At 64.5% G+C, this 26,359-nt stretch carries 27 protein-coding genes, 2 tRNA genes and 1 other RNA gene; 11 read left to right on the forward strand and 19 right to left on the reverse strand.

From position 1 onward, the window contains the following. The first annotated feature begins 15 nt into the window (after positions 1-15). The gene (locus tag NQJ30_RS08965; RefSeq protein ID WP_255769534.1) at positions 16-699 is read left to right on the forward strand and encodes a DNA alkylation repair protein; all 684 of its coding nucleotides are present in this window, start codon (positions 16-18) and stop codon (positions 697-699) included. On the opposite strand, the gene mptB is transcribed toward NQJ30_RS08965, so the two are convergent. Further along, the gene (gene mptB / locus NQJ30_RS08970) at positions 696-2,306 is read right to left on the reverse strand and encodes a polyprenol phosphomannose-dependent alpha 1,6 mannosyltransferase MptB (protein ID WP_255769580.1); all 1,611 of its coding nucleotides are present in this window, start codon (positions 2,304-2,306) and stop codon (positions 696-698) included. The genes NQJ30_RS08965 and mptB overlap by 4 nt on opposite strands. 151 nt (positions 2,307-2,457) lie before the next feature. Between mptB and orn the strand changes: the two genes are divergently transcribed. The 3 genes from orn to def all read left to right on the forward strand — a co-directional run bounded on the left by orn (position 2,458) and on the right by def (position 3,962). Continuing rightward, positions 2,458-3,072, forward strand: a complete 615-nt coding sequence (gene orn, locus NQJ30_RS08975; RefSeq protein WP_255769535.1) for an oligoribonuclease — start codon at positions 2,458-2,460, stop codon at positions 3,070-3,072. A gap of 130 nt (positions 3,073-3,202) precedes the next feature. Next, positions 3,203-3,275 (forward strand) — tRNA-His (locus NQJ30_RS08980). 114 nt (positions 3,276-3,389) lie between these two features. Continuing rightward, positions 3,390-3,962, forward strand: a complete 573-nt coding sequence (gene def / locus NQJ30_RS08985; RefSeq protein ID WP_255769536.1) for a peptide deformylase — start codon at positions 3,390-3,392, stop codon at positions 3,960-3,962. Positions 3,963-3,980: 18 nt separating this feature from the next. Here the strand turns inward: def and NQJ30_RS08990 are convergent, their stop codons facing one another. From NQJ30_RS08990 to rnpB, 4 genes are all read right to left on the reverse strand, one after another. Further along, positions 3,981-4,778 (reverse strand): HNH endonuclease family protein, encoded by a 798-nt coding sequence (locus tag NQJ30_RS08990; protein ID WP_255769537.1) that lies wholly within the window; start codon positions 4,776-4,778, stop codon positions 3,981-3,983. A gap of 101 nt (positions 4,779-4,879) precedes the next feature. Next, positions 4,880-5,083, reverse strand: coding sequence for a hypothetical protein (locus NQJ30_RS08995; protein WP_255769538.1), 204 nt, complete (start codon positions 5,081-5,083; stop codon positions 4,880-4,882). 65 nt (positions 5,084-5,148) lie between these two features. Next, a complete protein-coding gene (locus NQJ30_RS09000) occupies positions 5,149-6,627 on the reverse strand; it encodes a glyceraldehyde-3-phosphate dehydrogenase (protein ID WP_255769539.1) in 1,479 nt (492 codons plus the stop codon). Between the two features lie 267 nt (positions 6,628-6,894). Continuing rightward, positions 6,895-7,278, reverse strand: an RNA gene (gene rnpB, locus NQJ30_RS09005) — RNase P RNA component class A. A gap of 132 nt (positions 7,279-7,410) precedes the next feature. Between rnpB and NQJ30_RS09010 the strand changes: the two genes are divergently transcribed. Both NQJ30_RS09010 and NQJ30_RS09015 read left to right on the forward strand, forming a co-directional pair. Beyond that, positions 7,411-8,238: a slipin family protein gene (locus NQJ30_RS09010; protein ID WP_255769540.1), complete on the forward strand. Its 828-nt coding sequence runs from the start codon at positions 7,411-7,413 to the stop codon at positions 8,236-8,238. A gap of 67 nt (positions 8,239-8,305) precedes the next feature. Further along, complete coding sequence (locus NQJ30_RS09015; protein WP_255769541.1) at positions 8,306-9,070, forward strand: YaaA family protein; 765 nt, start codon at positions 8,306-8,308, stop codon at positions 9,068-9,070. Between the two features lie 44 nt (positions 9,071-9,114). Here the strand turns inward: NQJ30_RS09015 and NQJ30_RS09020 are convergent, their stop codons facing one another. Next, positions 9,115-9,870, reverse strand: a complete 756-nt coding sequence (locus tag NQJ30_RS09020; protein ID WP_255769542.1) for a zinc ribbon domain-containing protein — start codon at positions 9,868-9,870, stop codon at positions 9,115-9,117. Positions 9,871-10,048: 178 nt separating this feature from the next. Continuing rightward, positions 10,049-10,966, reverse strand: a complete 918-nt coding sequence (locus NQJ30_RS09025) for a Nif3-like dinuclear metal center hexameric protein (protein ID WP_255769543.1) — start codon at positions 10,964-10,966, stop codon at positions 10,049-10,051. A 99-nt stretch (positions 10,967-11,065) separates the two neighbouring features. Between NQJ30_RS09025 and msrA the strand changes: the two genes are divergently transcribed. The 3 genes from msrA (at position 11,066) to epsC (ending at position 13,215) form a co-directional block, all read left to right on the forward strand. Beyond that, entirely contained in the window at positions 11,066-11,590 is a 525-nt protein-coding gene (gene msrA, locus NQJ30_RS09030; protein WP_255769544.1) for a peptide-methionine (S)-S-oxide reductase MsrA, read from the forward strand. Positions 11,591-11,655: 65 nt separating this feature from the next. Further along, entirely contained in the window at positions 11,656-12,591 is a 936-nt protein-coding gene (gene cysK / locus NQJ30_RS09035) for a cysteine synthase A (protein WP_255769545.1), read from the forward strand. A 39-nt stretch (positions 12,592-12,630) separates the two neighbouring features. Next, positions 12,631-13,215, forward strand: a complete 585-nt coding sequence (epsC, locus tag NQJ30_RS09040) for a serine O-acetyltransferase EpsC (RefSeq protein WP_255769546.1) — start codon at positions 12,631-12,633, stop codon at positions 13,213-13,215. 3 nt (positions 13,216-13,218) lie between these two features. Here the strand turns inward: epsC and NQJ30_RS09045 are convergent, their stop codons facing one another. Continuing rightward, positions 13,219-14,076 (reverse strand): oxidoreductase, encoded by an 858-nt coding sequence (locus NQJ30_RS09045; protein ID WP_255769547.1) that lies wholly within the window; start codon positions 14,074-14,076, stop codon positions 13,219-13,221. A 111-nt stretch (positions 14,077-14,187) separates the two neighbouring features. Beyond that, entirely contained in the window at positions 14,188-15,624 is a 1,437-nt protein-coding gene (gene gndA / locus NQJ30_RS09050; RefSeq protein WP_255769548.1) for an NADP-dependent phosphogluconate dehydrogenase, read from the reverse strand. A 172-nt stretch (positions 15,625-15,796) separates the two neighbouring features. Here gndA and NQJ30_RS09055 point away from each other — a divergent pair, with 172 nt between their 5' ends. Continuing rightward, entirely contained in the window at positions 15,797-16,525 is a 729-nt protein-coding gene (locus NQJ30_RS09055; RefSeq protein WP_255769549.1) for a FadR/GntR family transcriptional regulator, read from the forward strand. Between the two features lie 81 nt (positions 16,526-16,606). Here the strand turns inward: NQJ30_RS09055 and NQJ30_RS09060 are convergent, their stop codons facing one another. The 3 genes from NQJ30_RS09060 to NQJ30_RS09070 are packed head-to-tail and all read right to left on the reverse strand — an operon-like array spanning position 16,607 to position 19,424. Continuing rightward, positions 16,607-17,728: an L-idonate 5-dehydrogenase gene (locus tag NQJ30_RS09060; RefSeq protein ID WP_255769550.1), complete on the reverse strand. Its 1,122-nt coding sequence runs from the start codon at positions 17,726-17,728 to the stop codon at positions 16,607-16,609. Beyond that, a complete protein-coding gene (locus tag NQJ30_RS09065; RefSeq protein WP_255769551.1) occupies positions 17,728-18,498 on the reverse strand; it encodes an SDR family oxidoreductase in 771 nt (256 codons plus the stop codon). The genes NQJ30_RS09060 and NQJ30_RS09065 overlap by 1 nt, the downstream gene beginning before the upstream one ends. Next, a complete protein-coding gene (locus NQJ30_RS09070) occupies positions 18,495-19,424 on the reverse strand; it encodes an NAD(P)-dependent oxidoreductase (protein ID WP_255769552.1) in 930 nt (309 codons plus the stop codon). The genes NQJ30_RS09065 and NQJ30_RS09070 overlap by 4 nt, the downstream gene beginning before the upstream one ends. 73 nt (positions 19,425-19,497) lie before the next feature. Here NQJ30_RS09070 and NQJ30_RS09075 point away from each other — a divergent pair, with 73 nt between their 5' ends. Next, complete coding sequence (locus NQJ30_RS09075; protein ID WP_308215174.1) at positions 19,498-20,562, forward strand: D-2-hydroxyacid dehydrogenase; 1,065 nt, start codon at positions 19,498-19,500, stop codon at positions 20,560-20,562. A gap of 241 nt (positions 20,563-20,803) precedes the next feature. Here NQJ30_RS09075 and NQJ30_RS09080 read toward each other — a convergent pair whose 3' ends face one another. From NQJ30_RS09080 to NQJ30_RS09110, 7 genes are all read right to left on the reverse strand, one after another. Next, complete coding sequence (locus tag NQJ30_RS09080) at positions 20,804-22,153, reverse strand: MFS transporter (protein WP_255769554.1); 1,350 nt, start codon at positions 22,151-22,153, stop codon at positions 20,804-20,806. 156 nt (positions 22,154-22,309) lie between these two features. Then, positions 22,310-23,107 carry an IclR family transcriptional regulator gene (locus NQJ30_RS09085; RefSeq protein ID WP_255769555.1) on the reverse strand — a complete coding sequence of 266 codons (798 nt, stop codon included), beginning with the start codon at positions 23,105-23,107 and terminating at the stop codon, positions 22,310-22,312. Between the two features lie 255 nt (positions 23,108-23,362). Continuing rightward, complete coding sequence (locus NQJ30_RS09090) at positions 23,363-23,653, reverse strand: hypothetical protein (RefSeq protein ID WP_255769556.1); 291 nt, start codon at positions 23,651-23,653, stop codon at positions 23,363-23,365. 151 nt (positions 23,654-23,804) lie between these two features. Further along, a tRNA-Val gene (locus NQJ30_RS09095) sits at positions 23,805-23,880 on the reverse strand. 150 nt (positions 23,881-24,030) lie between these two features. Then, a complete protein-coding gene (locus NQJ30_RS09100) occupies positions 24,031-24,957 on the reverse strand; it encodes an NAD-dependent protein deacetylase (protein WP_255769557.1) in 927 nt (308 codons plus the stop codon). 5 nt (positions 24,958-24,962) lie between these two features. Continuing rightward, the gene (locus NQJ30_RS09105; RefSeq protein WP_255769558.1) at positions 24,963-25,457 is read right to left on the reverse strand and encodes a peroxiredoxin; all 495 of its coding nucleotides are present in this window, start codon (positions 25,455-25,457) and stop codon (positions 24,963-24,965) included. Beyond that, on the reverse strand, positions 25,454-25,873 hold the full coding sequence (locus NQJ30_RS09110) for a DUF3052 domain-containing protein (RefSeq protein ID WP_255769559.1): 420 nt from the start codon (positions 25,871-25,873) through the stop codon (positions 25,454-25,456). The genes NQJ30_RS09105 and NQJ30_RS09110 overlap by 4 nt, the downstream gene beginning before the upstream one ends. Between the last annotated feature and the right edge of the window lie 486 nt (positions 25,874-26,359).

Genomic DNA, 26,359 nt, shown 5'->3' on the forward strand with positions numbered 1-26,359 from the left:
GGCTAGAGTTGCTGCATGGTGAACCGCGATCTCATAACAGCAATCCGAACGATGCTGATGGAGCGGGCTGACCCCGTGCGTGCCGCCGGGGCGCAGGCTTACATGAAATCATCCGTCCTTTCCCTGGGCGTCAGGGTTCCAGAGGTTCGCCGTTGTGTGGTGGCCGCGGCCGCAGCTTTTCCGTTCGAGTCACCGAAGCAGTTGCGCGCCAGCGTCCTGGTGCTGTGGCGGGAGGCGCAGTGGCGGGAGGAAAAGTACGCGGCGATCGACCTCACCGGGCTTCGGCTGGCAGCCAAGGACCCGCTGACGCTGCCGGTGTACGAGGAAATCATCCGGACGGGCGCCTGGTGGGACTTCGTGGACGGTGTGAGCCAAAGGATCTGCGCGTTGCTGCTGGCTCAGCGGCCCCTGATGACACCGGTGCTGCTTCGATGGAGTACCGATGATGACTTCTGGATCCGCCGGGCTGCCATCACTTCCCAGCTGAAGGCGAAGTCGGAGACCGACACCGGGCTGCTGCGCACGGTGCTCGAGGCCAACCTGGCGGACCCGGAGCTCTTCATCCGGAAGGCCATCGGCTGGGCCCTCCGCGAGTTCGCCAAGACCAACCCCGCGTGGGTCCGGGACTTCGTGTCAGAACATGCCGCGCAGCTGAGCCCCCTGTCGCGGAAGGAAGCGCTGCGGCACCTGAACCCCTAAATGACGGGGCGCGCGGTAACCGGTTCGCTCGTCTTGCGGAAGAGCCGCTTGGTCCGGGGATCCATGAAGATCAGATACAGGCCAAAAAGCAGGCCAGTGATCGCAGCGGCGAACCGGGCCAGGATCAACGCGAGCCCAAGATCCCCGGTCTGCAGATAGGGGAATACTTCCAGCTGGTCGGAAATCGCGTAGATCATAAAGAACGACACAATGAAATACAGGGCCTTGACCTGCCAGTCATTACGGATGCCCGTCACTGCAAACAGCGGGATGAGCCACACCACGTACCAGGACTGGATCATCGGAGCCAGCACCACCACGGCCGCGAAAGCCAAGGTGAGCCGCCGGATCAGGCGCTCGTGCTCACCCTTGAAGATCTGGAAGGCGACAACACCCACGGCAAGCAGCTTGCCGGCGTCGAACACCCAACTCGCCAAGGTCCAACCGTCGAGCCCGAAGGCGTTGGAAATGGTGGCAACCACCAGTCCCACGAGTCCCACCGGGGCGTACCAGATGAAGATGCTGCCGGGGGCCGAGAGCCCGTTGATCCAGCCGAAGCCGAATCCGTTCACAAGGCTCAAGGCGTACAGCAGCGCGAGGCTCAGGCCGCCGGTGAGGGCCCAGAAAAGGAATTTCCGGGGCCAGCCGGCGTGCTTACCGGCCCACATCAGGCCGATAAACGGCAGGAAGACCACCGTGATGGGCTTCACGGCGATGGACAGGGTCACCAGAACGATTCCGAGCACCACCCGCTTCGTGGCGGCGTAATACAGCCCGGCCAGCGCCAGCCCGATCATGAGGGCGTCATTGTGGACGCTGGCGATGAAGTTGGTGAGGAAGAGGGGGTTGGCCGCGGTCAGCCAGAGCGCCCTGTGCGGGTTGACGCCGTGCAGTTCCGCCAGCTTCGGGACGTAAATGATGCAGAGCACCACGCCCGCCAGTGCCACCAGCCGGAAGAGCATCACGCTGGCTTCGGGCTGGACGTTGGTGGACCAGACAACGAACTGCTCAATCCACAGGAAAAGCTGGCCGTAGGGCACGGGAGCCTCGGTCCACAGCCTGTCCGCCCCGAGCTGGAAGTAGTTGGACAGCGCCGAGATGCCGTTTTCGTAGGGGTTGAACCCCTCCACCATGAGGCGGCCCTGGCCGATGTATGCGTACACATCACGGCTGAACAGCGGGACGCTGACCACCATCGGCAGGCCCCACGCCGCCACAGCCTGCAGGGTTGCCTTGCGGGCTTCAGTCCCCCAGACCCGCACGCGCTGGCCCAGCCTCAGCCAGGAGCGCACCAGAAGCATGCCGCCCACCGCGACCAGCACGATGGCCAGGGCAACCCCGATTGCCTCCGTGCGCATCCAGATAAAGACGGGCACCCGGCGAAGTTCGGAAACCGGCGCCAGCCAGCCGACGCCAATGGAACCGACAGCCATGAACAGGGAGCCGATGAAACCTGCAAGGATCGGGGACCGGGGTTTATCCACTTCGGCCGCACCGGACTTGGGGATCACAGCGGCGGCCATCTCCCCCGTTACAGGCACAGGCGCCGTCATCTCAGATCGTCCAATCTCTTTGCTTTCAGCGCTTCGGCCAGCGGGCCGCGACAGCCGCGGGCTGCTGGCACAACACCGCGCACGCACAACTCAGGGCAAACACAACGCCGCGCAGGCACAGCACAGCGGCCGAATCAGCAGCCTCTCTGTATCCGAAATCCTAGCATCGGACGGTTGCTGCGGAGCTAAACGGTAGGCTGGTCGCGTGCCTATAACTAACGAACGCATCGTCTGGATCGACTGCGAAATGACTGGCCTGGACATCAAGAATGACGCCCTGATCGAGGTGGCGGCACTGGTGACCGACTCCGAACTCAACATCCTGGGCGACGGCGTCGACGTCGTGATCAAACCCGAAGACGCCGCCCTCGCCCAGATGAACGACTTTGTCCGGGACATGCACACACGGTCCGGCCTGCTCGAGGAACTGCCGCACGGCAAGACCATGGCTGAGGCCGAGTCCGCAGTCATGGAATACATCGAGAAGTGGGTGCCGGATCCGCGGAAGGCCCCGCTGGGCGGCAACTCAGTCGGCACGGACCGCGTGTTCCTTTCGCGGGACATGCCGGCCGTCGTCGAACACCTGCATTACCGGGTGATCGACGTCAGTACCATCAAGGAGCTCTCCCGCCGCTGGTTCGCCCGGGCATACTTCCAGTCCCCCGCCAAGAAGGGTGGCCACCGCGCCCTGGGCGACATCAAGGATTCCATTGACGAGCTCCGCTACTACCGCGAGGCGGTCTTTGTGCCGGCGCCCGGCCCTGACAGCGTCACGGCCCGCGGAATCGCCCAACGGGTCACCGGCGCCCCCGAAGAGTAATCTGCGCCACGTTTCGGGGGAATTTTCTGCGAAAACCGCAAAAGTGGCACAACCACCGCCCAACAGCAGGTAAGCTATTTGAGTTGCCTTCCCAGAGGGCCGGGTCACCGGATCATCTGCAGGGCACATGGTGGGCTTAGCTCAGTTGGCAGAGCGCCTGGTTGTGGTCCAGGAGGTCGCGGGTTCAACCCCCGTAGCTCACCCTCACAAGGCGGCAGTCGAAGCCGTCAGTTTGGAGGCCGTACCGGATATCCGGTACGGCCTTCTTTTTTGCACAAATGCCGGCGCCACGCCGCACGCACGGAAGGTCACCTGCCATGACAGTTCTGCCGATCACGATCTGGGGCGAACCGGTGCTCCACCGCCGGGCCGCCGAGGTGGAAGTGTTCGACGACGAACTGCGCACCTTGATTGCCGACATGTTCGAAACCAATGACGCCGCCAACGGCGTGGGCCTGGCAGCGCCGCAGGTCGGCGTGGGCAAAAGAATCTTCGTCTACAAGTTCGCGAACGACGACAGCGCTCCCCCGGTGGGAGTCCTGGTGAACCCCGTCCTGACGCTGTCCAAGATTTCCGGCGCACTGCCCGACCCCGATGAAGAGGAAGAAGGCTGCCTTTCCTTCCCGGGCGGTCAGTTCCCGCTTAAGCGCGCGGAATGGGCCCGCGTCCAGGGCTTTGACGGCTACGGGCAGCCGGTCGACTTCGAGGCCACCGGCTGGTTTGCGCGGGTGATCCAGCACGAATACGACCACCTGGACGGCAAGCTGTACGTCAACCGACTGCTGGACCGTTATTCACGGAAGGCCATGAAACTGGCCAAGAAGAGCGGGTGGGGTGTTCCCGGGCTGACGTGGATGCCGGGTGTGGACCCCGACCCCTTCGGTCACTGAGGCACTTGCCAGTGGCCCCTATTGTGCCGCAATGGTGGGCTGGTCCGGGCACGAGTCCAGGACTCGCCGCATGGCGTCCTTCTCCGGCTGGGTGACCCACAGACCGTAGGACGCCTTGACCGAGATCTGGCGGGCAACATAGTGGCAGCGGATGTTCTTGTTCTTCGGCAGCCACGTGGCGGCATCGCCCGCACCCTTTTGTTGATTGGCCGGGCCGTCCGCGGCGATAAGGTTCAGCGGATCGTTGGCGAGGCTTTGGCGCTGCTGCGGGGTAAGCCCCTGGGCGCCTTTCTGCCACGCGTCACCGAGCGCCACCACATGGTCAATCTGGATTTCCTTGCTGCTTTCCGGCCCCCGCCGGAAATCCACGGTCTTCCCGGTGTAGGGCTCCACGATGGAGCCGGACGCCACCCCGCAGGTGGATCCCTCGGTGAAGCCCACTGCCGTGAGGTCCCGGCGCAGGATGTCGTTGCGGGTGTCACAGCCGTTCCGGTCAACATCCAGCCACGCCTGCCCGAAGGCTTCCCGCCGGTAGGTGTCCTTCGGTGCCCGTCCTTTGACGGCCAGACCCTCCAAGGCGGCCCGGGCGCTGCCCGCGGGTACCGGATACACGGGTGCCACCGGTTTCATCCAGGTCCCGTCGAACACGGGTGCCTGGCTTGGTCCGGCGGCAGCGGGTTCTGCGGCGGCGAATTGTCCGGCCGTGAAGAACCATGCGGCCGATGCCACCAAGGCCAATGCCAGGGCCGCCAGCAGCGCCCATGCTTGCCGTGAGCGCCGATGGGCACGGCGATAGGCGCTCCAGCTGACTGTCATGGACTGGCAACCCGTCCGGGAATCTCCTGCACCAGACGAGCCTAGGCCACCCCGCTGACACGCAGGCTGTTATCCACAGCGGGGAGGAAGAGTGGCCGGCGTTACTGCTCTTTTGCCACCCGACGAAGATCCTCTTCCGCCACGTGGAGGAGGCTTTCCAGTTGCCGGACGCGGTCGTCACTGATGTCGCCGGCCGCGTGGGCGCCCCGGGCATGCTCAAGTAGCCTGACGGCCTCTTTGTGGTTGGCCTTGGCGATGTCAAGGGCGTGTTCGAGGGTGGTGTCGTGGAGCGTTTCGTTATCCATGGCACCAGTGTGGTCCCGTTTCCCGGCTGATTCCAGTGAATCAGCCGGGAAACACCTGACCGTTATTAGACGGCAATGGCAGCCAGGGCCGCCGCGGCTTCCTTCGCCGGGAAGGACGGCGGGTTGACTCCGGCCATCTCTTCCATGACGCGGACCACCTGGCAGCTATAGCCGAACTCGTTGTCGTACCAGACGTAGAGGATGACGTTCTTGTCGTTGGAGATGGTGGCCAGTCCGTCCACGATGCCCGCACGGCGTGAGCCGACGAAGTCGGTGGAGACCACTTCGGGGGAATCGATGTAGTCGATCTGCTTGCGCAGGTCCGAGTGCAGGGACATCTGGCGCAGGTAGTCGTTCACCTCATCCTTGGTGGTGCCGTTTTCCAGGCTCAGGTTCAGGATGGCCAGGGAAACGTCCGGCGTGGGGACGCGGATGGAGCTGCCGGAAAGCTTGCCCTGAAGTTCGGGCAGGGCCTTCGCAACCGCAGTGGCCGCACCCGTCTCGGTGATGACCATGTTCAGGGCAGCGGAACGGCCGCGGCGGTCGCCCTTGTGGAAGTTGTCGATCAGGTTCTGGTCGTTCGTGAAGGAGTGGACGGTTTCCACGTGCCCGTGGATCACGCCGAACTTGTCGTTGATGGCCTTCAGGACCGGGGTGATGGCGTTGGTGGTGCAGGACGCTGCGGAGACGATCTTGTCCGTGTCCTGGATGTCGCCGTGGTTGATGCCATGCACGATGTTCTTCAGCGCGCCCTTGCCCGGGGCGGTCAGGAGTACGCGGGCCACTCCCTTGCTCTGCAGGTGCTGGGACAGGCCCTCGGCGTCGCGCCACCGGCCCGTGTTGTCCACTACCAGGGCGTCCTTGATGCCGTAGGCGGTGTAGTCGATCGTGGCCGGGTTGTCCGAGTAGATGACCTGGACCTGCACGCCGTTGGCCGTGATGGTGTTGGCTGCCTCGTCAACGCGGATGGTGCCTTCGAAGGAGCCGTGCACCGAATCGCGGCGCAGGAGGCTGGCGCGCTTGGTCAGGTCCTTGTCCGATCCGCGGCGCACCACGATGGCGCGCAGGCGCAGGCCGTGGCCACCGCCGGCCTTTTCGATGAGCAGGCGGGCCAGCAAGCGTCCGATGCGGCCGAAGCCGTAGAGGACGACGTCGGTGCTGGTGCGGTCATCTGCACCGCGCTTGCCCACGATCTCTGCCAGTTCGGCGCGGAGGAATTCTTCCAGGGAGGCGCCGTTGCCTTCCAGCTTGTACTTCTCCGTCAGGCGGGCCACGTCAATGGCGGCTGCACCAAGGTCCAGCTGGGCCAGGGCGTTAAGCAGCGGTGCGGTTTCTTCGAGCAGGAGCTCGGTGTTGCTCATGCGGCGGGCAAACCGGTGAGCCTTGAGGATGTTCATGGTGGACTTGTTGATCAGGCTGCGGCCGTGGATGCTCGTCACCACGTTGTTTTCGCGGTACAGCCGGCCAATCACCGGAATCATGGCCTCAGCGAGAGCCTCCCGGCCCATCCACGTATCAAGACAAGAATCTGACGTCTGGCTCACAGAACTACCTTCCTCGGTTCAGCCGTATACGTCCTCGTATACGAATGTCGGCCACCTGACGTTGTCCAGGGGCTCTGGCGCCGGCGGGGTTCTTTTCACCCCGGGCGCCGTGGAGAAGCGCAAAGAAAAACCACCGGCTGCGAACGCAGACCCGGTGGCAGAACTTCTACGTTCGCTCTCTATTCTAAGTGGCGGACGCATTCCCAATAGCCGCCGGGGACGTGAAGTCACTCACATGCCCGACTCCCGCGTCACAGCAGGAGGAGCGGGATGGGTTGACCGATACGCCGGGTTCTGTGCTCCCGTGCCGTTACCAGCGCGGGAGTAGCGGCCATCCATCTACGGACGCCGTTGCCGACGCCCTCCAGCGGCCTACCCGGACACTCGGGCGGGCAGCCCTCAAACGTGTCCTGTCTGGCCTTGCTCCGGGTGGGGTTTACCTAGCCTTCCCGGTCACCCGGGAAGCTGGTGGTCTCTTACACCACCGTTTCACCCTTACCTGCAGCTTCCCGGCAGGGAAACACAGGCGGTCTGTTCTCTGTGGCACTGGCCTGCGGGTTACCCCGAGTGGGCGTTACCCACCACCCTGCCCTGCGGAGCCCGGACGTTCCTCGAGCCACTTCCGTGACGCGCGGCCGCCTGGTCAACCCATCCGGAACCCAGTCTACCGGGGAAGGAGGCACCGCCGTCGCCGGTTCCTTTCCGGGGCCCCGGTGGGACAATGGACGTAGGACCCGGCCGCTGGTCACGGCCCGGGGACCGTCCTAGCCGGGAAGTGATCGTATGGACCTCACCGCCATTGTTGTGCTCCTCCTCGTCCTTCTGGTGCTGATCATCCTCGCCAGGATGTCAGTGCGGATTGTGCGCCAGTACGAACAGGGCGTGCTGTTCCGGCTGGGCCGCGTGGCCGGGGTCCGGATGCCGGGCCTGCGCTTCATCATTCCCGTGGTTGACAGGCTTCACCTGGTCAGTCTGCGGATCGTGACCATGCCGATCCAGTCTCAGGGAATCATTACCCAGGACAACGTCAGCGTGGACATCTCTGCGGTGGCCTACTACCGGATTGTGGATGCCGTGAAGTCAGTCGTGGCCATCGAGAACGTCGCGGCGGCGATCAACCAGATCGCCCAGACCACCCTGCGGAAGGTGGTCGGCCGGCACAGCCTGGACCAGACGCTGTCCGAGACCGAGCGGATCAACAGCGACATCCGGGAGATCCTGGACGCGCTCACCTTCGCCTGGGGCGTGGAGGTGACCCTAGTCGAGCTGAAGGATATCCAACTCCCGGATGGGATGAAGCGGGCGATGGCGCGGCAGGCCGAGGCCGAGCGTGAGAAGCGGGCGAAGATCATTGCTGCCGAAGGCGAATCCATCGCCGCCGCGGCGCTGGGGGACGCCTCGGACACCATGATGGCCCACCCCTTGGCCTTGCAGTTGCGGAACCTGCAGTCACTCGTGGAAATCGCTGTGGACAAGAACTCCACCGTCGTCTTCCCGGCCCCGCTGATGAGTACCATTGGCGAGCTCTCGGCATTCCTTGCCCGCGAAAACCAGGCGGCCCAGGCTCACAATGCCGGAGCTGCGTCCGCCACCCCCATTAAGGCCGCGTAGGGGCCGGCCCTTCGAGGCCGGCGCGAGCAGGCGGCGGCAGTCCCGCCGTCGCCGGTAGGATCGTACGGTGCTGATTCTGCTTCCCCCCTCCGAAGGAAAGACCCCCGCAGTCCGCGGATCCGCCGTCGACTGGCCGGCGCTGAGCTTTCCGGCACTCAACCAGTACCGGGCGAAAGTCCTCGAAGCATTGGGGACGGTCAGCGCGCACGAGGACGCCCTCGCCCTGCTGGGCGTCGGCGCCTCACTCAGGGACGACGTCGAGCGCAACACCCGGCTCCAGATCGAACCGGCGGCGCCTGCCCACCAGATCTACTCCGGCGTTCTGTATGACGCCCTCGGCTACAGGACGCTGACCCCGACGCAGCGCCGCAAAGCCGATGAATCGGTACTGGTAGTTTCCGCGCTGTGGGGCGCCGTCCGCTTCGCTGACCGGGTGCCGGCGTACCGGCTGTCGATGGGAACTGCACTGCCCGACGTCGGCCGCCTCGCCTCATTCTGGAAGCCGCAGCTTGCGGAGGCCCTCACGGACGCCGCCGCCGGGCACCTGCTCGTGGACTGCCGCTCCAGCACCTATGCCGCCGCCTGGGCCCCGCCGGCCGCACAAACCGTTTCCGTCAACGTTTTCACCGAGGTGAACGGTGTGCGCAAGGTGGTGAGCCACTTCGCGAAACATACCCGCGGCGAACTGGCCCGGCACCTGTTGTCCCGCCGCGGAAAGGCCCCGGAGGCCCCGGCTCAGCTGCTCAAGGCCGCGCGGGAAAGATGGGAGGCGGAGCTGGTGGACGGTTCAGTCCGCAAGCCGCACGCCCTGAACATCATCCTGCCCAACTAGGTCGCATTTAACGTCGTCATTCGCGATTTTCACGACGTTGTCTGCTAGTTAGTTGGGGCGGCGCCGTTCCACTCAGCGGAGCGAACGAGGATGGCGCCGGAGTCAGGGCAGAACACAATGTCGTCCTCCGCCGCAGCCCTGATTTCGGCGAGGTCGCCGGGGCTCAGCTTCATTCCGGACGCCTCGGAGGTGCCGTGGAACAGCCGGGCCGCGCCCACTCCGCGCTTGGCGAGCGTCTTTTCATAGATGGCCAGCATTCCGGCGTCCAGTCCAGCGGCGAATTCGTCACGCTGGCTCCGAATGAGCCGCTCTTCCGCATCCACGTCCGCCAGGGCCGCGTCGAGTTCGGCACGGATCCCGCTGAAGGAGCCTTGGATGTCATCAACAATCTGCTGCTGGGCGGCCTGCCGGGCCCGAAGGGAGTCGAGGCGTTCCAGCACTTCGAGTTCCACGTCCTCAAGGTCTGAGCGGCGCTTGTTGAGCGAGGCGATGTCCTTCTGCAGGGCGACGAGGTCCTTCGACAGCCCTGTTCCGCTGTTGAGCCGGGCTTCATCCCGTTCCACCCGGTTGGCGACCTGCTCGACGTCGGCCTCCGCGCGCTTCAGCTCGGCTTCGGCGTCGTGGACAGCCACCTTGGCCCCGCCAAGTTCCCCGTTGGCGACAGAGAGCGCGGCCTCGAGATCGGTGATCCGCGGATCAGAGTTAAGGGTGCGGCGGCGGTTGGACAGGGACTTGAGCTTAGCGTCCAGCCCCTGCAGTTCGAGCAACTTCAACTGTTCTGCCGGTGCTGCCTTAGCCAACTGCTACCTCCGCTTAAATCCTGCCGGCCGGAGCCGGGCACCCTGTCGGCGCTCCCTCGACTCTAGCGCCTAGCCCGCTCCCCTGCCTCGCTTCATCCCCACCGGCTCCCAAACCTCGCTGCGCTCGGTGTGGGTCCCTCGCCGGCGTGGGCCCTGCGAAGGACCTCGCACGCCAGGCTTAGCCGGGAGTCAGAATGAAGTCCCACGGGTCACTGTTGGTGTTGCTGACGCGGATCTCCACGTCATGGCCCTGGTCAGCGAGCACATTGCCCAGTGCCGATGCGGCCGCCGGCAGCCAGAGCCACTCGCTCGCAAAGTGCGACACGTCAATGAGGTAGGGCCTGCCGTTCGCCGCCGATTCCCGGGCCTCGGAGGCGGGATGGTGCCGGAGGTCAGCCGTGACGTAAACATCGGCGCTGCTGGCCCGCACCTCGTCGAACAGCGAGTCGCCGGCTCCACCGCAGACCGCAATGCGCCGCACCAGGCCGTCCTTGTCCCCGGCAACGCGGACTCCCCCGGCCACCGATGGGAGGATGCCGAAAACCCGGGCGGCAAAATCGCCGAGGCTCATCACCTCGGGGAGATCTCCCACGCGGCCGATGCCCTCTTCGGGGAGCCCGTTCGCGGCGACCGTCAGCGGTGCAACATCCTCCAGTCCCAGCGCATCGGCAAGGACATCAGAAACCCCGCCGACGGCGGAATCGCCGTTGGTGTGGACCGTCAGTAGCGCCGTACCCGACTCGATGAGCCGGTGGATTGCCTGCCCCTTGGCGGTGGTGGCAGCCACGGACGTGACCCCTTTGAGCAGCAAGGGATGGTGGGTAATGAGAAGCTCGGCACCCCATTCCACCGCCTCGTCGATCACCGCCAAGGTGGGATCGACGGCGAACATCACCCGGGTTACGGACGCGGAAGGGTGCCCGGCCACGAGACCCACTTCGTCCCAGTTTTCGGCCAGCGACTCGGGCCAGAGTTCCTCCACGGCGAGCAGGACCTGGCCCAACGTGGGGGCAGCGGAGGCTTCCGCGTCAGTGCTCTCCCCGGCCCCGTTGCCGGCCGTGTCCGCATCTGTAACGCCGGTGTCTGCAGATTCCATAGACACAGTTCTACCCCATCACCACGTTTGGCCAGCATGTGGCACAGTCTCGTAGGGTGGTCAGGGAATCATCCGGGGCGCTCAACCATTGAAGAGGTCATGAAAACTTTTGTTCTTGGCGGGGGCTGCTTCTGGTGCCTGGACGCTGTATACCAGAAAACCAGGGGCGTCAGCTCCGTAATCTCCGGCTATACGGGCGGCCACGATCCGCAGCCGGACTACTACTCGGTCTGCAGTGGAACCACGGGACATGCCGAGGCGGTGGCAGTGACCTTCGACGAGGCCATCATTCCGGCTGAAGTCATCCTGGACATGTTCTTCGCGCTGCACGATCCCACCACCCTTAACCGCCAGGGGTATGACGTCGGCACGCAATACCGCTCCTCGATGTTCTATGAGACCACCGAGGAGAAGATTCTCTTTGAGGAGGCCATCGACCGGAACCAGGCGCTGTGGTCCCGTCCGATCGTCACCGAAGTCAGCCGCCTGTCACGGTTCCATGTGGCTGAGGACATCCACCAGGACTATTACGCAAAATACCCTGAGCAGGGCTACTGCCAGGTGATCATCAACCCCAAGCTTGCGAAGGCCCGCAAATATTACTCTGCATGGCTTAATGCTTAGCAGCGGCAGCGGGCCGTCGTTAGGCTGACCTCAGTATTCATCCTTCTTGAGATAGGCGTATGTACATGGCACGGATCTATGACGATGTAACGCAGCTGGTGGGCGGCACCCCGCTGGTCCGACTGAACCGGCTGGGTGAAGGACTGGACGCCACCGTCGCGGTCAAGCTCGAGTTCTACAACCCGGCGAACAGCGTCAAGGACCGCATCGGTGTAGCCATCGTGGACGCCGCGGAGAAGTCAGGCGCCCTGAAGCCCGGCGGCACCATTGTTGAAGGAACGTCCGGCAACACGGGCATCGCCCTGGCCATGGTGGGCGCAGCCCGCGGCTACAAGGTCATCCTGACCATGCCGGAAACGATGTCCACCGAACGTCGCGTGATGCTCCGTGCCTTCGGCGCCGAGATTGTGCTGACCCCCGGCTCCGAGGGCATGCGCGGCGCCGTGGAGAAGGCCCAGGAAATCGTGGCCAACACCGAAAACGCCATCTGGGCCCAGCAGTTTGCGAACGAAGCAAACCCTCAGATCCACCGCGAAACAACCGCTGAGGAAATCTGGTCCGACACCGACGGCAAGGTGGACATCTTTGTCTCCGGCATCGGCACCGGCGGAACCATCACCGGCGTCGGGCAGGTCCTGAAGGAACGCAAGCCCGGTGTCCAGATCGTGGCTGTGGAGCCAAAGGATTCCGCCATCCTCAACGGAGGGGCCCCCGGTCCGCACAAGATCCAGGGCCTCGGCGCGAACTTCATCCCGGAACTGCTGGACACGAACGTCTACGATGAGGTCCTGGACGCCACCCTGGAAGATTCCGTGCGGGTGGCACGTGACCTCGGCGTCAAGGAAGGCATCCTCGGCGGCATCTCCTCGGGCGCCATCGTCTGGGGAGCCCTGGAACTTGCCAAGCGCCCGGAGAACGCAGGCAAACTGATCGTCGCAGTTGTGTGCGACTTCGGCGAGCGTTACATTTCCACCGTGCTCTATGACGACATCCGCGGCTGATCCAGCCGTTGTCGCCCCGTTTCCTGTAGAAAGAACTCTGTGGGCTTTTTCGCAAGACTGAAGGAAGACCTCGACGCCGCCCGGTCACACGACCCGGCGGCTCGAGGTTCTTTTGAGAACTTTTTTGCCTATTCAGGGCTGCATGCCATTTGGATCCATCGGCTGACGCACCGGCTGTGGCAAAACCCTGCCTTGCGCTTCCCGGCGCGGCTGGTGTCCCAACTGGGCCGGTTCCTGACGGGCATCGAGATCCACCCGGGCGCCACCATCGGCCGACGTTTCTTCATTGACCACGGCATGGGAGTGGTCATCGGTGAGACGGCCGAGATCGGCGAGGACGTCATGATCTATCACGGTGTGACGCTCGGTGGACGGTCACTGGCCAAGGTCAAGCGTCACCCGACTATTGAGGACCGGGTGACGATTGGTGCGGGCGCCAAAGTCCTCGGGCCCATCACCATTGGCCGGGACAGCGCCATCGGGGCCAACGCCGTGGTGGTGAAGGACGCCCCGCCGGAATCCATCGTCACCGGGGTACCCGCCAAGTGGCGTCACCGGGACGCCCAGCGGGAAACCAAGCCCGCTGTGGATCCTGCCGAGTACGACATCGAATACCGGATCTGACGCTTACCTCCGCCCGCGGGACACCGTTCCGGCGGCCACCCGCTTAAGCACGAGCATTACCAGGGGGTCGAAAAGCCGGTCAGGCAGGACCCGGCGCAAGGCCAGGATGGCCCAGGCCCCGTTGCCCACCGGATACCGGGTTTTGGGCCGTACCGACGAGGCCGCGTGCAGCACCGCAGCCGCGACAACCCCCGGCTGCGTTGAGGTCCCGGCCCGGTCCGTGGACCCGAGCGCACCTGCCATCAAATGGGCCTGCGACTCGTACGGTCCGGTCCCGCTCGTGGCACGCAGCCCCTGGGCGGCAACAGTCCCCCATTCGGACACTGTGCCGGCAGGTTCGATGATGGACACGCTGATCCCGTGCGGCTTCAGCTCAAGCCGCAGCGAGTCACTTAGGCCCTCCACGGCGAACTTCGACGCGTGGTACCAGGCCCCCATCGGCTCATAGAATTTGCCGCCGATCGACGAAATGTTGATGATCCTCCCGCGGCCGGCCTGCCGCATGGCGGGCAGGACCAGCTGGGTCATTCTGGCGAGGCCGAAAACATTGACGTCGAACTGGCGCCGGCCTTCGGCCAGGTCCACCTCTTCCAGCGCACCGAACGACCCGTAGCCGGCGTTGTTTACCAGAACGTCGATCCGTCCGCGCTCCTCCAGGACACGTCCGACGGCGGCACGCATCGAATCCTCGTCCGTCACGTCGAGTGCCAGGACGTGGACTCCGAGCGCCGCCAGCGGCTCCATCCTCTCCACTCGGCGGGCTCCCGCATACACCAGGAAACCGTGGCGGCTGAGTGTCCTGGCCGCCTCGAACCCGATTCCGGTGGACGCTCCCGTGACGAATGCGACTGGCTTGGGCACCTGGACTCCTTGGATTGACGGACACCGCGGATGCCGGGAAACGCCAACGGCCGGCAACTCCCAGAATATCCTCGGAAGTGCCGGCCGCCAGGTGGTACAGCGGATGAAGTGCTAGTGCGTGTCCACCGCTTCGATTTCGGACTTGTCCTCGCCCCAGAGCGTGTGGAACGTGCCCTCGGAGTCCACGCGGCCGTAGGTGTGGGCCCCGAAGAGATCGCGCTGGCCCTGGATCAGGGCGGCAGCGACGCGCTTGCGGCGCAGGCCGTCGTAGTAGGCAAGCGAGGAGGAGAACACCGGTACCGGGATGCCGAGCTGGACTGCGGTGGCCACCACGCGGCGCCAGGCCGGGAGCGCGTCCGCGATGGCCTTGGTGAAGGCCGGGGCGAACAGCAGGTTGGCAGGCTTTTCATCAGCGGCGTAGGCCTTGGTGATGTCCTTAAGCAGCTCGGCCCGGATGATGCAACCGGCCCGCCACAGCGAGGCGATCTCGTCCAGCTTGAGGTCCCAGCCGTACTCCTTGGCCGACGAGGTCAGCATGTCCAGTCCCTGCGCATAGGAGACCAACTTGGAGGCGTACAGCGCCTGCCGGACGTCCTCCACGAAGGATTCCGGGATTTCGACGGCAGCCTCCCCGCCTTCCAGCAGTTCCTGGCCGAGCTTGCGCTGTTCGGTCTGGGAAGACAGTGCACGGGCGAAGACGGACTCTGCGATGCCGGAAACCGGGGACCCGAGTTCGAGTGCGGAGATGACGGTCCAGCGGCCCGTACCCTTCTGGCCGGCAGCGTCAACCACAACGTCAACGAACGGCTTGCCCGTCTTGGCGTCCACGTGGCCGAGGACCTCGGCGGAAATTTCGATCAGGAATGAGGAGAGGTCGCCCTTGTTCCATTCGGTGAAGATCTTGGCCTGCTCCGCGGGCTCGATGCCGGCACCGGAACGGAGGAGGTCGAAGGCTTCGCCGATAACCTGCATGTCGGCGTATTCGATGCCGTTGTGGACCATCTTCACGAAGTGGCCGGCGCCGTCGGTGCCAATCCAGGCGCAGCATGGTTCCCCGTCCACCTTGGCGGAAATCTTCTCCAGCAGCGGGCCGAGGGCCTTGTAGGACTCCTTGGAACCGCCGGGCATGATGGACGGGCCGTTCAGTGCGCCTTCTTCGCCGCCGGATACACCCACCCCGACGAAGTGCAGGTCCTTCTTGGCCAGTGCGGCTTCGCGGCGGCGGGTGTCCTCGTAGTGCGAGTTGCCGGCGTCGATGATGATGTCGCCGGCTTCCAGCAGCGGTTCAAGCTGCTCGATGACGGAGTCCACCGGCTTGCCGGCCTTGACCATAATGAGGACGCGGCGGGGCTTCTCCAGGGAGTCGACCAGTTCCTGCAGCGTTTCCGTGCGGATGAAGTCGCCCTCCGTGCCGTGCTTTGCGAGCAATGCGTCGGTCTTTTCCACTGACCTGTTGTGCAAGGCAACCGTGAAACCATTGCGGGCCAGGTTGCGGGCCAGGTTGGCCCCCATCACTGCAAGGCCGGTGACACCGATGTGTGCAGACATCAAAACTCCAATTCATTGTGTGCAGTGGACGTGCTGCGTGCTCCGCGTTCGCTGCGAAGCGTGCCTTCACGAACCGATGGATTCGATTAAAGCATATATATTCAACGCGCTGAGGGGAAGTGCGTACCGTTGATGAAGCATCGCCGGCCCAACGCCGTTTAGGCTTGACACCATGTCCACCAGCTTGCACCACCGTGCCATTGAGAACGTAGGCACCCGAATCATCAAGGGCGACCTCCCCACCGGACACGTTATGCTGGCCGAGCAGTTGGAGGAAGAGCTGAAAGTTTCCCGGTCCGTGGTCCGTGAAGCTGTGCGCGTCCTTCAGTCGCTCGGTCTGGTGGAAACCATCAAGCGCGTGGGCATCCGGGTCCTGCCGCCCAGCCGCTGGAACCCCTTTGATCCCCAGGTGATCCGTTGGCGGCTGTCGAGTGACGGGCGCGGAGCCCAGCTGCGGTCACTGATCGAATTGCGGTCCGCCGTCGAACCCGCAGCCGCCGAACTCGCCGCGAATAACGCACCGGCGGAGCTGCGGACCGAGCTGGTGGACATTGCCCATGCGATGCGCGAGGCCGGCCACCACGGTGAGGCGCAGAAATTCCTGGAGCTGGACATCGCCTTCCACTCCGTACTGCTTTCCGGCTCCGGCAACGAAATGTTCGCCAACCTGATGGGCCAGGTGGCCGAAACCCTGACTGGCCGCACCGTCCACGGCCTCATGCCGGAACACCCCCATGAGGGTGCACTGCAGTGGCATGTGGACCTGGCTGAGGCCGTGGCAGCCGGGGACGCCGCCGCCGCCCGCAGCGCCTCCGAACAGATCATGCGCCGCACCACATCCCGGCTTGCCGACACGTGGACCGATCAGCCCCGCGTGTTTATTCCGGTCCGCCGGAGCTGACGGGAGGCGCTGAGCCTGCCGATCGGTTAGCGGCCGGGACGGGGCCTGGATGGGTGCAGGGGCGGGCAACGCTCGCCTGTTTTATTCCGGTCCGAAGTTGAGCAGGACTTTGCCGGATTCGGCGGAGTTTTTGGCGGTGGTGAACGCTTCCAGGGCTTTGGTGAGCGGGTATTCGTGCGTGATCACTGGCTCGATGTGCAGGCTGCCGTCGGCGAGGGCGGTGATGACGTCATCGATTTCGTGGTTGAAGCGGAAGGAGCCGAGCAGGTCCAGTTCCCGGGTGATGGCCAGGGAGATCAGGACCGGCTGGGGTCCGGTGGGCAGCAGCCCGACCATGACCACGGTCCCGCCCCGGGCCGCGCCCTGGATGGCCGAGGCCAGGCCGTGGTGGCTGCCGGAGGACTCGATCACGACGTCGGCCTGCACCGCGGCGATCGCGTCCGCGTCCGCTGCCTGCAGGACCCGGTCCGCGCCGACCGCCGCCGCGGTTTCCAACGGTTTCGAGTGCACGTCCACTGCGGTGATCCGGGCCGCACCGGCCCGTTTGAGGACCGCGACCGCCAGGGCGCCGATCGGGCCCGACCCGATCACCAGGGCCGTTTTGCCGGCCACGTTCCCGGCCCGGGCCACCGCATGCCAGGCCACACTCGCCGGCTCGATCAGCGCCGCCGTGCGCAGGTCCAGGCCTGCCGGGAGTTCCCGGAGCATCCTGGCGGGCAGGTTGACGTACCGGGCGAACGCCCCGTCCGTGTGCGGGAACCTCGCCGCACTGCCGAGGTAGGTACAGCCCGGGGACAGGTTCGGCCGGTCCGCCGGGTACCGTACCGTTCCGTCCCCCAGGCCCGGCGTGGCCGGGTGGACCGCGACCGGGGTACCGGCCGCCGGGCCGGTACCGTCCGCCGCCGCCACCACCACGGTCCCGGAAATCTCATGGCCGAGCGTCATCGGGGCCTTCAGGATCGATTCCCCGGCCGCACCGTGCAGCCAGTAATGCAGGTCCGACCCGCAAATCCCGCCATACGCGACCTCGATAACGGCCTCGTCGGCAGCAGGTGCCCCCAGGGCCACGTCCTCGATCCGCAAGTCCCCCTTCCCGTGAGCCACCACCGCCGGCCCCGCCACCGGCAACCCCCTCCCGCCGGCCGCTGCCGCCGTGTCCTGCGCTGCCGTGCCTGCTGCTGTGTCTGTTGTTGTGTTGTGCATCAGACCACCACCGTCATGCCGCCGTCGATAAAGATCGTTTGCCCGTTCACGAAGTCCGACCCGTCCGAGGCCAACCACACCGCCGGGCCGGCCAGGTCCTGCACGGTCCCCCACCGGGCCGCCGGGGTCCGGCCCAGGATCCAAGAATTGAACCCCTCATCATCTACAAGGTTCTGCGTCATCTCCGTGTGGATATACCCCGGCGCGATCCCGTTGATCTGCAGCCCCGAGCCCGCCCACTCCGCCGTCATCGCCCGGGTCAGGTTCCGCAGACCACCCTTCGCCGCCACGTACGGGGCAATCGTGGGCCGGGCCAGATCCGTCTGCACCGAACAAATATTGATGATCTTCCCGTTGCCCCGGGGAATCATGTGCCTCGCAGCCTCCCGGCCCACCAAAAACGCGCTCGTCAGGTCCGTCGCGATTACCCGTTCCCAGTCCGCCACATCCAACTCCAGCATCGGCACCCGATGCTGGATCCCGGCGTTATTCACCAGGATCCGCAACGGCCCCACGTGCTCCTCCACCCAGGCAACACCCCGCGCGGCCTCCACATCACTGGTCACATCAAAAGCCACACTATGCACCCGGCCCGGCGCGAAATCAGCAGCCAACACCGCCTCCGCCGCCTTCAACGGCTCCGCGTTAAGACCATTCAGCACCACCGTCGCCCCCGCCTCAGCCAGGCCCCGCGCCAAGGCATTACCAATCCCCCGGCTCGACCCCGTCACCAGGGCAACCCGCCCCGTCAAATCAAAAAGTCCGCTCATGCTGAAACTGTCCCTTTCGTCGCGTTGTCCGCTGTTGCATCGCTGAGTTGGGAAATGGCCTGCCGGACAACGGCGAGGTCCTGGTCGCCCAATCCCTGGCGCTTGAGTTCGGCGTAAAGTTCGACGCCGGCACTCGCCATGGGCGCCGCAGCGCCCGCCGACCGGGCCGACTCGAGCACAAACGAGAGATCCTTGTGCATAAATTTCGCCGGACCCGTCGGCGTGTAATCCTTCCGCACCAACCGCGGCCCCACGTTTTCCAGCACGCGGCTCCCCGCCAGACCACCGGCCAGGACGTCAAAAAGTGCCGCCGGATCCATGCCCGAACGCTCGGCGAGTTCGGCAGCCTCGGCGAGGGCCGCCGTCGTGGTTCCCACAATGAGCTGGTTGCAGGCCTTGGCCAGCGACCCTGAGCCCAATGGGCCCATGTGCCGGACCGTGGTTCCCATTGCCGCAAAAAAGGGCATGAGCCGCTGGAAGTCGTCGGGCGACCCGCCGGCCATGATGGCCAGGGTGCCCGCCGCTGCGCCGCTGGTTCCGCCGCTGACCGGAGCATCCACCACCACGGCACGGCCCGCACTGGTTTCACGCACCTTACGGCCAAAGTCCTGGACCTTGGCGGGTGAAACCGAGCTCATCACCACTACCGCCGTGCCGGCCGCCGGGGGCGTTTCAGCCCAGCTCGCCAGCAGCCCGGCCGCCGCGTCCTCAATAAAGGAAAGGTCCGGCAGCATGAAGGCGATGATCGGCAGGTCCCGCAAGGCAGCCACATCCGGCGCCGTTTGGGCACCATTCGCGGTCAGCTCCTGCAGCGGCCCGGCGGAACGGTTCCAGGCGGTGATGTTCCAGCCGGCGCGGAGCAGGTTCTCCGCCATGGGCAGGCCCATCAGTCCCAGGCCCACAAAGCCAGCTCTTTTGTCTTCCATCAATACGCCTCGACTCACATCGTTGTGTGGTTAATGTAGGGAAATCTGTCCAATATCCTAGCCGCTATTCAGTATGATGAACACCATGACGACTCAAACAACCGTCGCGATCGCCGTTCCGCTCGAAGCAGAGCTCGTGGACCGCATCCGCGCCGTAGACCCCGCCGTGACCGTGCTCTACGAGCCGGAGCTGCTTCCCCCCGAGCGTTTCCCCGCCGACCACTCCGGGGATCCGGACTTCACACGGACTCCCGCTCAGGAGGAACGGTACTGGGACATGCTCGGCAAGGCGCAGGTTTTGTATGGCCTGCCGAACGAAAGCCCCGCGGGGCTGGCCCGCATTGCGCGTGGAAACCCTCATCTCCAGTGGGTTCACGCCATGGCGGCCGGCGCCGGCGGTGCGGTCAAGGCGTCCGGCCTGGACCAGGAAACCCTGAGCAAGTTCAAGGTAACTACGTCGGCGGGAGTGCATGCCCTCCCGCTTGCCGAGTTCGCGGCCTTCGGAATCCTGAACGGTTTCAAGCGCAGCGCCGAACTGGTCCAGGATCAGGCCGCCAAGGTTTGGCCGGAGCTCCGGACGCCCACGCGGCTGGTCAGCGGTTCCTCCCTGGTGGTCACCGGCCTGGGTGAGATCGGCCTGGAGACGGCCCGGATTGCACGGGCACTGGGCATGAAGGTCAGCGGTACCAAGCGCACGGTTGAACCCATCGAGGGAATCGAAAAAGTGGCGGACAACGACGGGCTCGCGGCGCTGCTTGCCACTGCCGACGCCGTGGTCAACACCCTGCCGGGCACGCCGTTCACCGAGAAGCTGTTCAACCACGAAGTGTTTTCCGCGATGAAGCCCGGAACAGTGTTTGTGAACGTGGGCCGCGGCACCGTCGTCGACGAGGATGCGCTCCTGGAGGCACTCAACAACGGCCAGGTTTCCTATGCCTGCCTCGACGTGTTCGCCGTGGAGCCGCTCCCGCAGGACAGCCCCCTGTGGAATCACCCCAAGGTCCTGGTGTCACCGCACACGTCCGCACTCAGCGCGGCCGAAAACCGCCTGATCGCGGAGCGGTTCTGCAGCAACCTCCGTACTTTCCTCGACGGCGGCGACCTCCCCCACTTGGTGGACCCGGTCCACTTCTACTAACAGGACCCCCGCCGCCACCACAACCTGCGGGCACATAAGGCGTTTTTGCACAGAGCCCCTGCCGGACTCCTGGTTACAGGAATCCGGCAGGGGCTCTGTGCTGCACGCGGCCCGCCACGGCACGGGCCACCGCGCCGCCGCCGTCGCCGCAGGGTGTTCCATCAGGAGACCGCCACCGGGACGCCACAAGGCGGCCCCCCGTACCCGGGAGGCCGCCTTGAGTCCGTGTGTGCAGTTTCGGCTAGCCGGCGTCCTCCACGAGGACCAGGTCGCGGCCGTTTGTCTCAGGGGTGAAGAAGGTTGTGCCGAAGGAGATCAGCGCGAGGACCAGCGAGTAGATCGCAGGGACAAGCCAGGAGTGCCCGGTGGCTGCCAGCAGCGCGACACCGATCATGGGGGCGAAGCCGCCGGCGAGGACGGCTGAGAGCTCACGGCTCAGTGCCACGCCAGTGAAGCGGTGCTGGGAGCCAAACAGTTCCGGCAGCAGCGCACACTGCGGGCCAAGCATGGACTGCACACCCAGTGCGATGCCCACCACCATGACCACCCAGACCAGGGTGACGTTGCCCAGGGTGACCAGGTAGAACGCAGGCAGGGCGATGACGGCCTGGAACAGCGCACCATAACGGTAAACCGGAACGCGGCCGAAGCGGTCAGAAAGAGCTCCGAAGGTGACCACCATGACCGCTGCGAATCCGGCGGCAATGAGGAGGCCCGTGGGGCCGATGAACTTGTCGCCGGCAAAGATACCGGCGGGCATGCTGATGAAGGACACCAGCAGTGCTGAGTAGATGGACGAGTTGCCGTTTTCTCCCATCCGGAGGCCGATGCCGATGAGGACGTTCTTCTTGGAGTGCTTCCAGATCTGGGTGACGGGGTTCTTCACCACGGCCTTGTGCTTTTCCAGCTCCTGGAAGACCGGGGTCTCCTTGAGCCGGAGCCTGATGAACACCGCAATGACAATCAGGATGACGCTCGCCAGGAACGGCACGCGCCACAGCCAGCCCTGCAGCACTTCCTTGTCCGCCAGCGCCATCAGTGCGAAGGTGCCGGCACCCAGCAGCGTGCCGAGCTGGATGCCAACGAACGGCAGCGCAGCGAAGAAACCACGACGACGGCGCGGGGCGACTTCCGAGATAAGGGTGGTGGCACCCGCCTGCTCGGCACCCGCGCCGAGGCCCTGGAGGATGCGCAAGGTCACCAGGAGGACGGCTCCCACCATTCCCGCCTGCTCGAAGGTTGGCAGGAGCCCGATGGCGAAACTGGACATGCCCATCAGTCCGATGGTCAGGATCAGGACCATCTTCCGGCCGAATCGGTCGCCGATGTAACCGAACACAATGCCGCCGAACGGCCGGGCAGCAAAACCGACGCCATAAGTGGCGAAAGAAGCAATGACTGCACCGCTTTCACCCAACGGTGAGAAGAACAGCGGGCCGAAGATGAGCGCGGACGCCAGGCCGTAGATGTAGAAGTCGTAGTACTCCAGAGCGGAGCCCACGGAACTGGCAAGAGTTGCACGCCGCAGCTGGTCAGGATCGACGGCGGTGCCGTCCACGTCGGTCTGCGGTGAATTAGTACGAGTTGTCACAAGAACTCCCTCAAAAACACTCCAGGCCCCCGTTGGCCTGGTGGGATAGCGACGACACCTGTTGTGCTGATCACTATGATGAACAGCGTACAGCAAGTTGAACGGAGCGCAAGGTCCTTGGCTCTTTTTGTTAAGGCAACAGCGCCGTTCGACGCTTTAGCCCATGGGATTGCCCAGAGAGCGGGCCAGTTCTTTCAACTCCTTGACCATCTGGGAACCCTGTTCTTCCGAATAGGTCGCCTTGAGCGCCGTGACAGAGAGGCCAAGGCTTGGCCCGTGGGCACCGCGTGTCGGGACAGACACGGCGAGGCATACGACACCTGTAGTGGATTCCTCATCCTCGAAGGCGTAACCCTGTTCCCTGATCCCGCGCAGCTGCGCCTTCAGTTCCGCGCCGGTGCGCAGCGACTTCGGAGTCAGCACGGGAAGCTCGGCCTCATCGGGAAACATTGCGTCAATGTCATGGTCATGGAGACGTGCAATCAGGGCCTTCCCCACGGCGCACAGCGAAACAGGCATCTTGTCGCCGATGTTCGAAGTCAGCCGGACGGCCGGGTGCCCTTCGTAGCGTGCCAGGTAGATGACATTGGTCCCATCGAGCATGGCTATGCGCACCGTCTCTCCGGAGAGGGTGGGTGCCTGTTCGCAGAACCGGTAAAACTCCTGAACTTCGTCAAGCCGGCTAAGGTAGGCCGCACCGAGCTCCACCAGTTTGCGGCCAAGGGTGAATTCGGCGCCCTGGCGGCTGATGAGCCGGGCCTCCTCCAGGGCCAGCAACAGGTTGGAGGTGGACGATTTAGGTATACCCAGCTCGCGGGCGAGGTCACTCAGCGTCAACCTGCCCGATGCGGAGGCTGCCAGGGCATCCATGACGGCGGCGGCACGCGTGACTGCCGGCGCCGGTGATGCGCTGCCCAGGCCATCGGAGGAGCGGGGTGTGCGGGAATCGGCCATGATTCTCCTTCAGTCGGCACGCAGGGAGCGCTTTGGTGTAGGTTGTTCATTCCGCTGAACACTAACCATCATAATGGCTGCACGGCGACCGAGCGGAGAGAATTGGGCGCCGGACGCAGCACCCGGCACATTACGGGAAGCATTTGTTTGTTTCCGGCGGTTCACTGTATATTCATTTCAGACCCTCCACCGCGGCATCCCCCAATAGTCGCGGTGGAGGGTTTTCCAATGCCCCGGAACTTCAGAGCCCGGGGTTCAGGCCACATCGGCCGCCGATTCACGCAGGCGCCAGCCGCCGCCGAGCCCATCGCGTTCCAGCACCATGGTGGTGAGGGCGGACCGGGGGTTTACTCCGAGCCTCACCTGGACCTGGAGGACTTCAACATCCACCCGGCCCAGCCCCTTGGGCATGCGCCGCTGGTCCTCCCACCAGCTCACCCGCTCGAACCACCTCACCGCTTCGGCACCAACGGCGAACTCCCTGCCCGCGCTGACAACCGCCGTCGGGACGCCGCCCCGTGACTTCTTAACCACCACATAATCCATAGCGGGAACTCTAGGCAGGGGCACCGACAATAAAGCGGCAGACTCCGCACGGCCTCGGCACAGGTTCAGGCGGGAACGCACGGGTCCAGCCGCGGAAACAAAAAACCCCGCTGTTCCAGACCGTTACAGTCGTGGAACAAGCGGGGTTTGCTGGTGGGTCCTACCGGGATCGAACCGATGACATCCACGGTGTAAACGTGGCGCTCTACCAGCTGAGCTAAAGACCCAAAGTGTCAATTTCCGCACCTCAGCGCGCCAACCAACGAACATAAACTCTACCTGATGCACGGGAGCAAAAGCCAATCCGGCACGCTCCGCCGGGGCCCACGGCCCGCGGGCCGGGTTTTGCCGGGGCGTTGGTTCAGGGGTCCGGAAATTCAGGGGTCCGGAAGTTCAGCTGCAAGCCACGCCAGTGACTCACTAACGCCGGCATGGATTTTGATGGTGGCCTGGGGATCGCCACGGGTCTCACCGCGGTTGATGATCACTACCGGCTTGCCCTCCTTTGCCGCATGCCGCACGAACCGCAGCCCGCTCATCACGGTCAGTGAGGATCCGGCAACCAGGAGCGCAGCGGCATCGTCCACCATGGCGTAGGCGGCCTCAACCCGCTCTTTGGGTACGTTCTCACCGAAATACACGAAGTCGGGCTTGAGTGTTCCCCCGCAGGCAGGACACGAGGCAACTACAAAGCTGCTGATGAGCGCCGCATCGTCAACGGCGGCATCGGCGTCGGGGGCCATTTCCACAAGCCCCGATTTTGTGGCACGCTCCAGGAATTCCGGGTTCAGCTCGGTGAGGACCCCTGCCAGCAGGTGGCGGGTGTAGGTCCGCCGGCAGGCCAGGCAGACCACTTGGTCATAGCGGCCGTGCAGGTCGATGACGTTGGTGCTGCCGGCTTCTTCGTGCAGCCGGTCCACGTTCTGCGTAATGAGGCCGGTCAGCAGCCCCCGCCGCTCAAGTTCCGCCGCGGCCCTGTGCCCCTGGTTGGGGTCGGCATGCCGTAAATGGGACCACCCAATGTGGTTCCGTGCCCAGTACCGCTGGCGATTGGCGGCATCACGGACAAACTCCTGGTACGTCATCGGAGAACGGGGCACCGCGTCCGGGCCACGGTAATCCGGAATACCCGAGTCTGTGCTCAGTCCGGCGCCGGTCAGAAGCGCCAACCGCTGGCCGGACAGGAGAGCCCGGACTTCCTCCATCTCCCTGAGGTGCTCATCCGCCAAGGCGGCAGGGCTGGCAGCGGGAAGGCTGGCGAAGCCAGTCAGGCCTACGCCAACACCCCGCTGCCGCCGGTCCATTCCGCCTAGGCCCGGTCCAGGCCCGCCAGGACACTGCAGTATTCAGCGAGTTCGCGGGCCTGCCCGCGCGGATTTACCACCACGTAGCGGATTGTGCCGCCCGCATCGATGATAAACGTGCCGCGCTTGGCCATCCCGGTCTCAGCGTCAAAGACACCGTAAGTGCTGGCGACCGCCCCGTGCGGCCAGAAATCGGCGAGCAGATCGAACCCGTAAGCTTCCTTTTCCGCGTAGGCCCGGAGGCTGAACTTGCTGTCCACTGACACTGCCAGGACGGTAGCCCGGGCATCCTCGAAGATGGCCAGGTTGTCCCGGATTTCGCAGAGTTCCCCCGTGCAGATGCCGGAAAACGCAAACGGATAGAACACCAGTACAACGTTTTGCCCGCGGAGGGCCGACAGCCGCACGGGCTCGCCAAACTGGTTCACCAGCTCAAAATCAGGGGCCGTCTCCCCCACAGCCGGAACGGAGATGGCTGCTGCGGGAAGGGAGACCGTCACTTGTTCTTCTTGCTGACGAGTCGGGTGGCGCTCCAGTCCTTGGAGACACCTGCCGAGGTGGTCAGATGCAGGCCGGCCGTTGGCGCCGCTTCCTGGATTTCTGCCGGGGACACGTAGCCCTGCCGGCCGGACTTCGGCGTCAGCACCCAAACAACGCCGCCTTCACTCAAGGTGGTCAGCGAATCCATGAGCGTGTCCACCAGATCCCCGTCGCCGTCCCGCCACCAAAAAATGACGGCGTCTACAACGTCATGGTCGTCTTCATCCAGGAGCTCGGACCCCGTGAGATCCTCAATATCATCACGTAAGTCGAAATCGACATCATCGTCGTAACCGAACTCCTGAATCAGATCCCCGTTTTTGAAACCCAATTTTTCCGCCACATTTACCGAAGTGGCGGCGTCGGCCTCGCTCACGTGTTCCTCCAATACCTAATACCTGCAATTTGCATAGTGATTTCCATTACTCCAAGCCAACACCCTTTGTGCCCGCGCTTCAAGCTGACAACCCTGCGATCCGCCATATTCTGCGTCACATCCGGGGCCTCCAGCCTGTGTTGCAGCGGCTTTCGTCACACAACCAGTATGACGGCGAAATACAACTCCAGTGCCATGGACGCGGCTACGCATCGCGCTGAAGTCAGAGCTAGAGTGGCTGGTGACAACTATGCCTGCGGGGCGACCGCCTGGAACTGAAGGCAGACATAGGCGTGATAGGACCCTGCCCGGCGCACATGACCGGGCTGTTGTAACCGATACGTCGCACACGTCGCAGTCATCCCGGACAGTCACCCTGCCCGGTGTGAGGGCGCCGATGCATGCGCGCAAAGAGAGGTTGGACGTGGCTGCAGGAGAAGATACCTCCCATATCCTCAGCGGGTTGACTAACCAGCTGCCTGATCA

It is taken from the genome of Pseudarthrobacter sulfonivorans, assembly GCF_024391045.1.
Taxonomy (GTDB): domain Bacteria; phylum Actinomycetota; class Actinomycetes; order Actinomycetales; family Micrococcaceae; genus Arthrobacter; species Arthrobacter sulfonivorans_B.

Excerpts from the sequence above, each read along its gene's own strand:
- gndA (WP_255769548.1), bottom strand. The coding sequence starts at position 15,624 with ATGTCTGCACACATCGGTGTCACCGGCCTTGCAGTGATGGGGGCCAAC.
- NQJ30_RS09070 (WP_255769552.1), bottom strand. The coding sequence starts at position 19,424 with ATGGAAGACAAAAGAGCTGGCTTTGTGGGCCTGGGACTGATGGGCCTG.
- NQJ30_RS09075 (WP_308215174.1), top strand. The coding sequence starts at position 19,498 with ATGATGAACACCATGACGACTCAAACAACCGTCGCGATCGCCGTTCCG.
- NQJ30_RS09085 (WP_255769555.1), bottom strand. The coding sequence starts at position 23,107 with ATGGCCGATTCCCGCACACCCCGCTCCTCCGATGGCCTGGGCAGCGCA.
- NQJ30_RS08965 (WP_255769534.1), top strand. The coding sequence starts at position 16 with ATGGTGAACCGCGATCTCATAACAGCAATCCGAACGATGCTGATGGAG.
- def (WP_255769536.1), top strand. The coding sequence starts at position 3,390 with ATGACAGTTCTGCCGATCACGATCTGGGGCGAACCGGTGCTCCACCGC.
- NQJ30_RS09010 (WP_255769540.1), top strand. The coding sequence starts at position 7,411 with ATGGACCTCACCGCCATTGTTGTGCTCCTCCTCGTCCTTCTGGTGCTG.
- NQJ30_RS08990 (WP_255769537.1), bottom strand. The coding sequence starts at position 4,778 with ATGACAGTCAGCTGGAGCGCCTATCGCCGTGCCCATCGGCGCTCACGG.
- NQJ30_RS09065 (WP_255769551.1), bottom strand. The coding sequence starts at position 18,498 with ATGAGCGGACTTTTTGATTTGACGGGGCGGGTTGCCCTGGTGACGGGG.
- cysK (WP_255769545.1), top strand. The coding sequence starts at position 11,656 with ATGGCACGGATCTATGACGATGTAACGCAGCTGGTGGGCGGCACCCCG.
- NQJ30_RS09100 (WP_255769557.1), bottom strand. The coding sequence starts at position 24,957 with ATGGACCGGCGGCAGCGGGGTGTTGGCGTAGGCCTGACTGGCTTCGCC.
- NQJ30_RS09055 (WP_255769549.1), top strand. The coding sequence starts at position 15,797 with ATGTCCACCAGCTTGCACCACCGTGCCATTGAGAACGTAGGCACCCGA.
- NQJ30_RS08995 (WP_255769538.1), bottom strand. The coding sequence starts at position 5,083 with ATGGATAACGAAACGCTCCACGACACCACCCTCGAACACGCCCTTGAC.
- NQJ30_RS09090 (WP_255769556.1), bottom strand. The coding sequence starts at position 23,653 with ATGGATTATGTGGTGGTTAAGAAGTCACGGGGCGGCGTCCCGACGGCG.
- msrA (WP_255769544.1), top strand. The coding sequence starts at position 11,066 with ATGAAAACTTTTGTTCTTGGCGGGGGCTGCTTCTGGTGCCTGGACGCT.
- NQJ30_RS09025 (WP_255769543.1), bottom strand. The coding sequence starts at position 10,966 with ATGGAATCTGCAGACACCGGCGTTACAGATGCGGACACGGCCGGCAAC.
- NQJ30_RS09060 (WP_255769550.1), bottom strand. The coding sequence starts at position 17,728 with ATGCACAACACAACAACAGACACAGCAGCAGGCACGGCAGCGCAGGAC.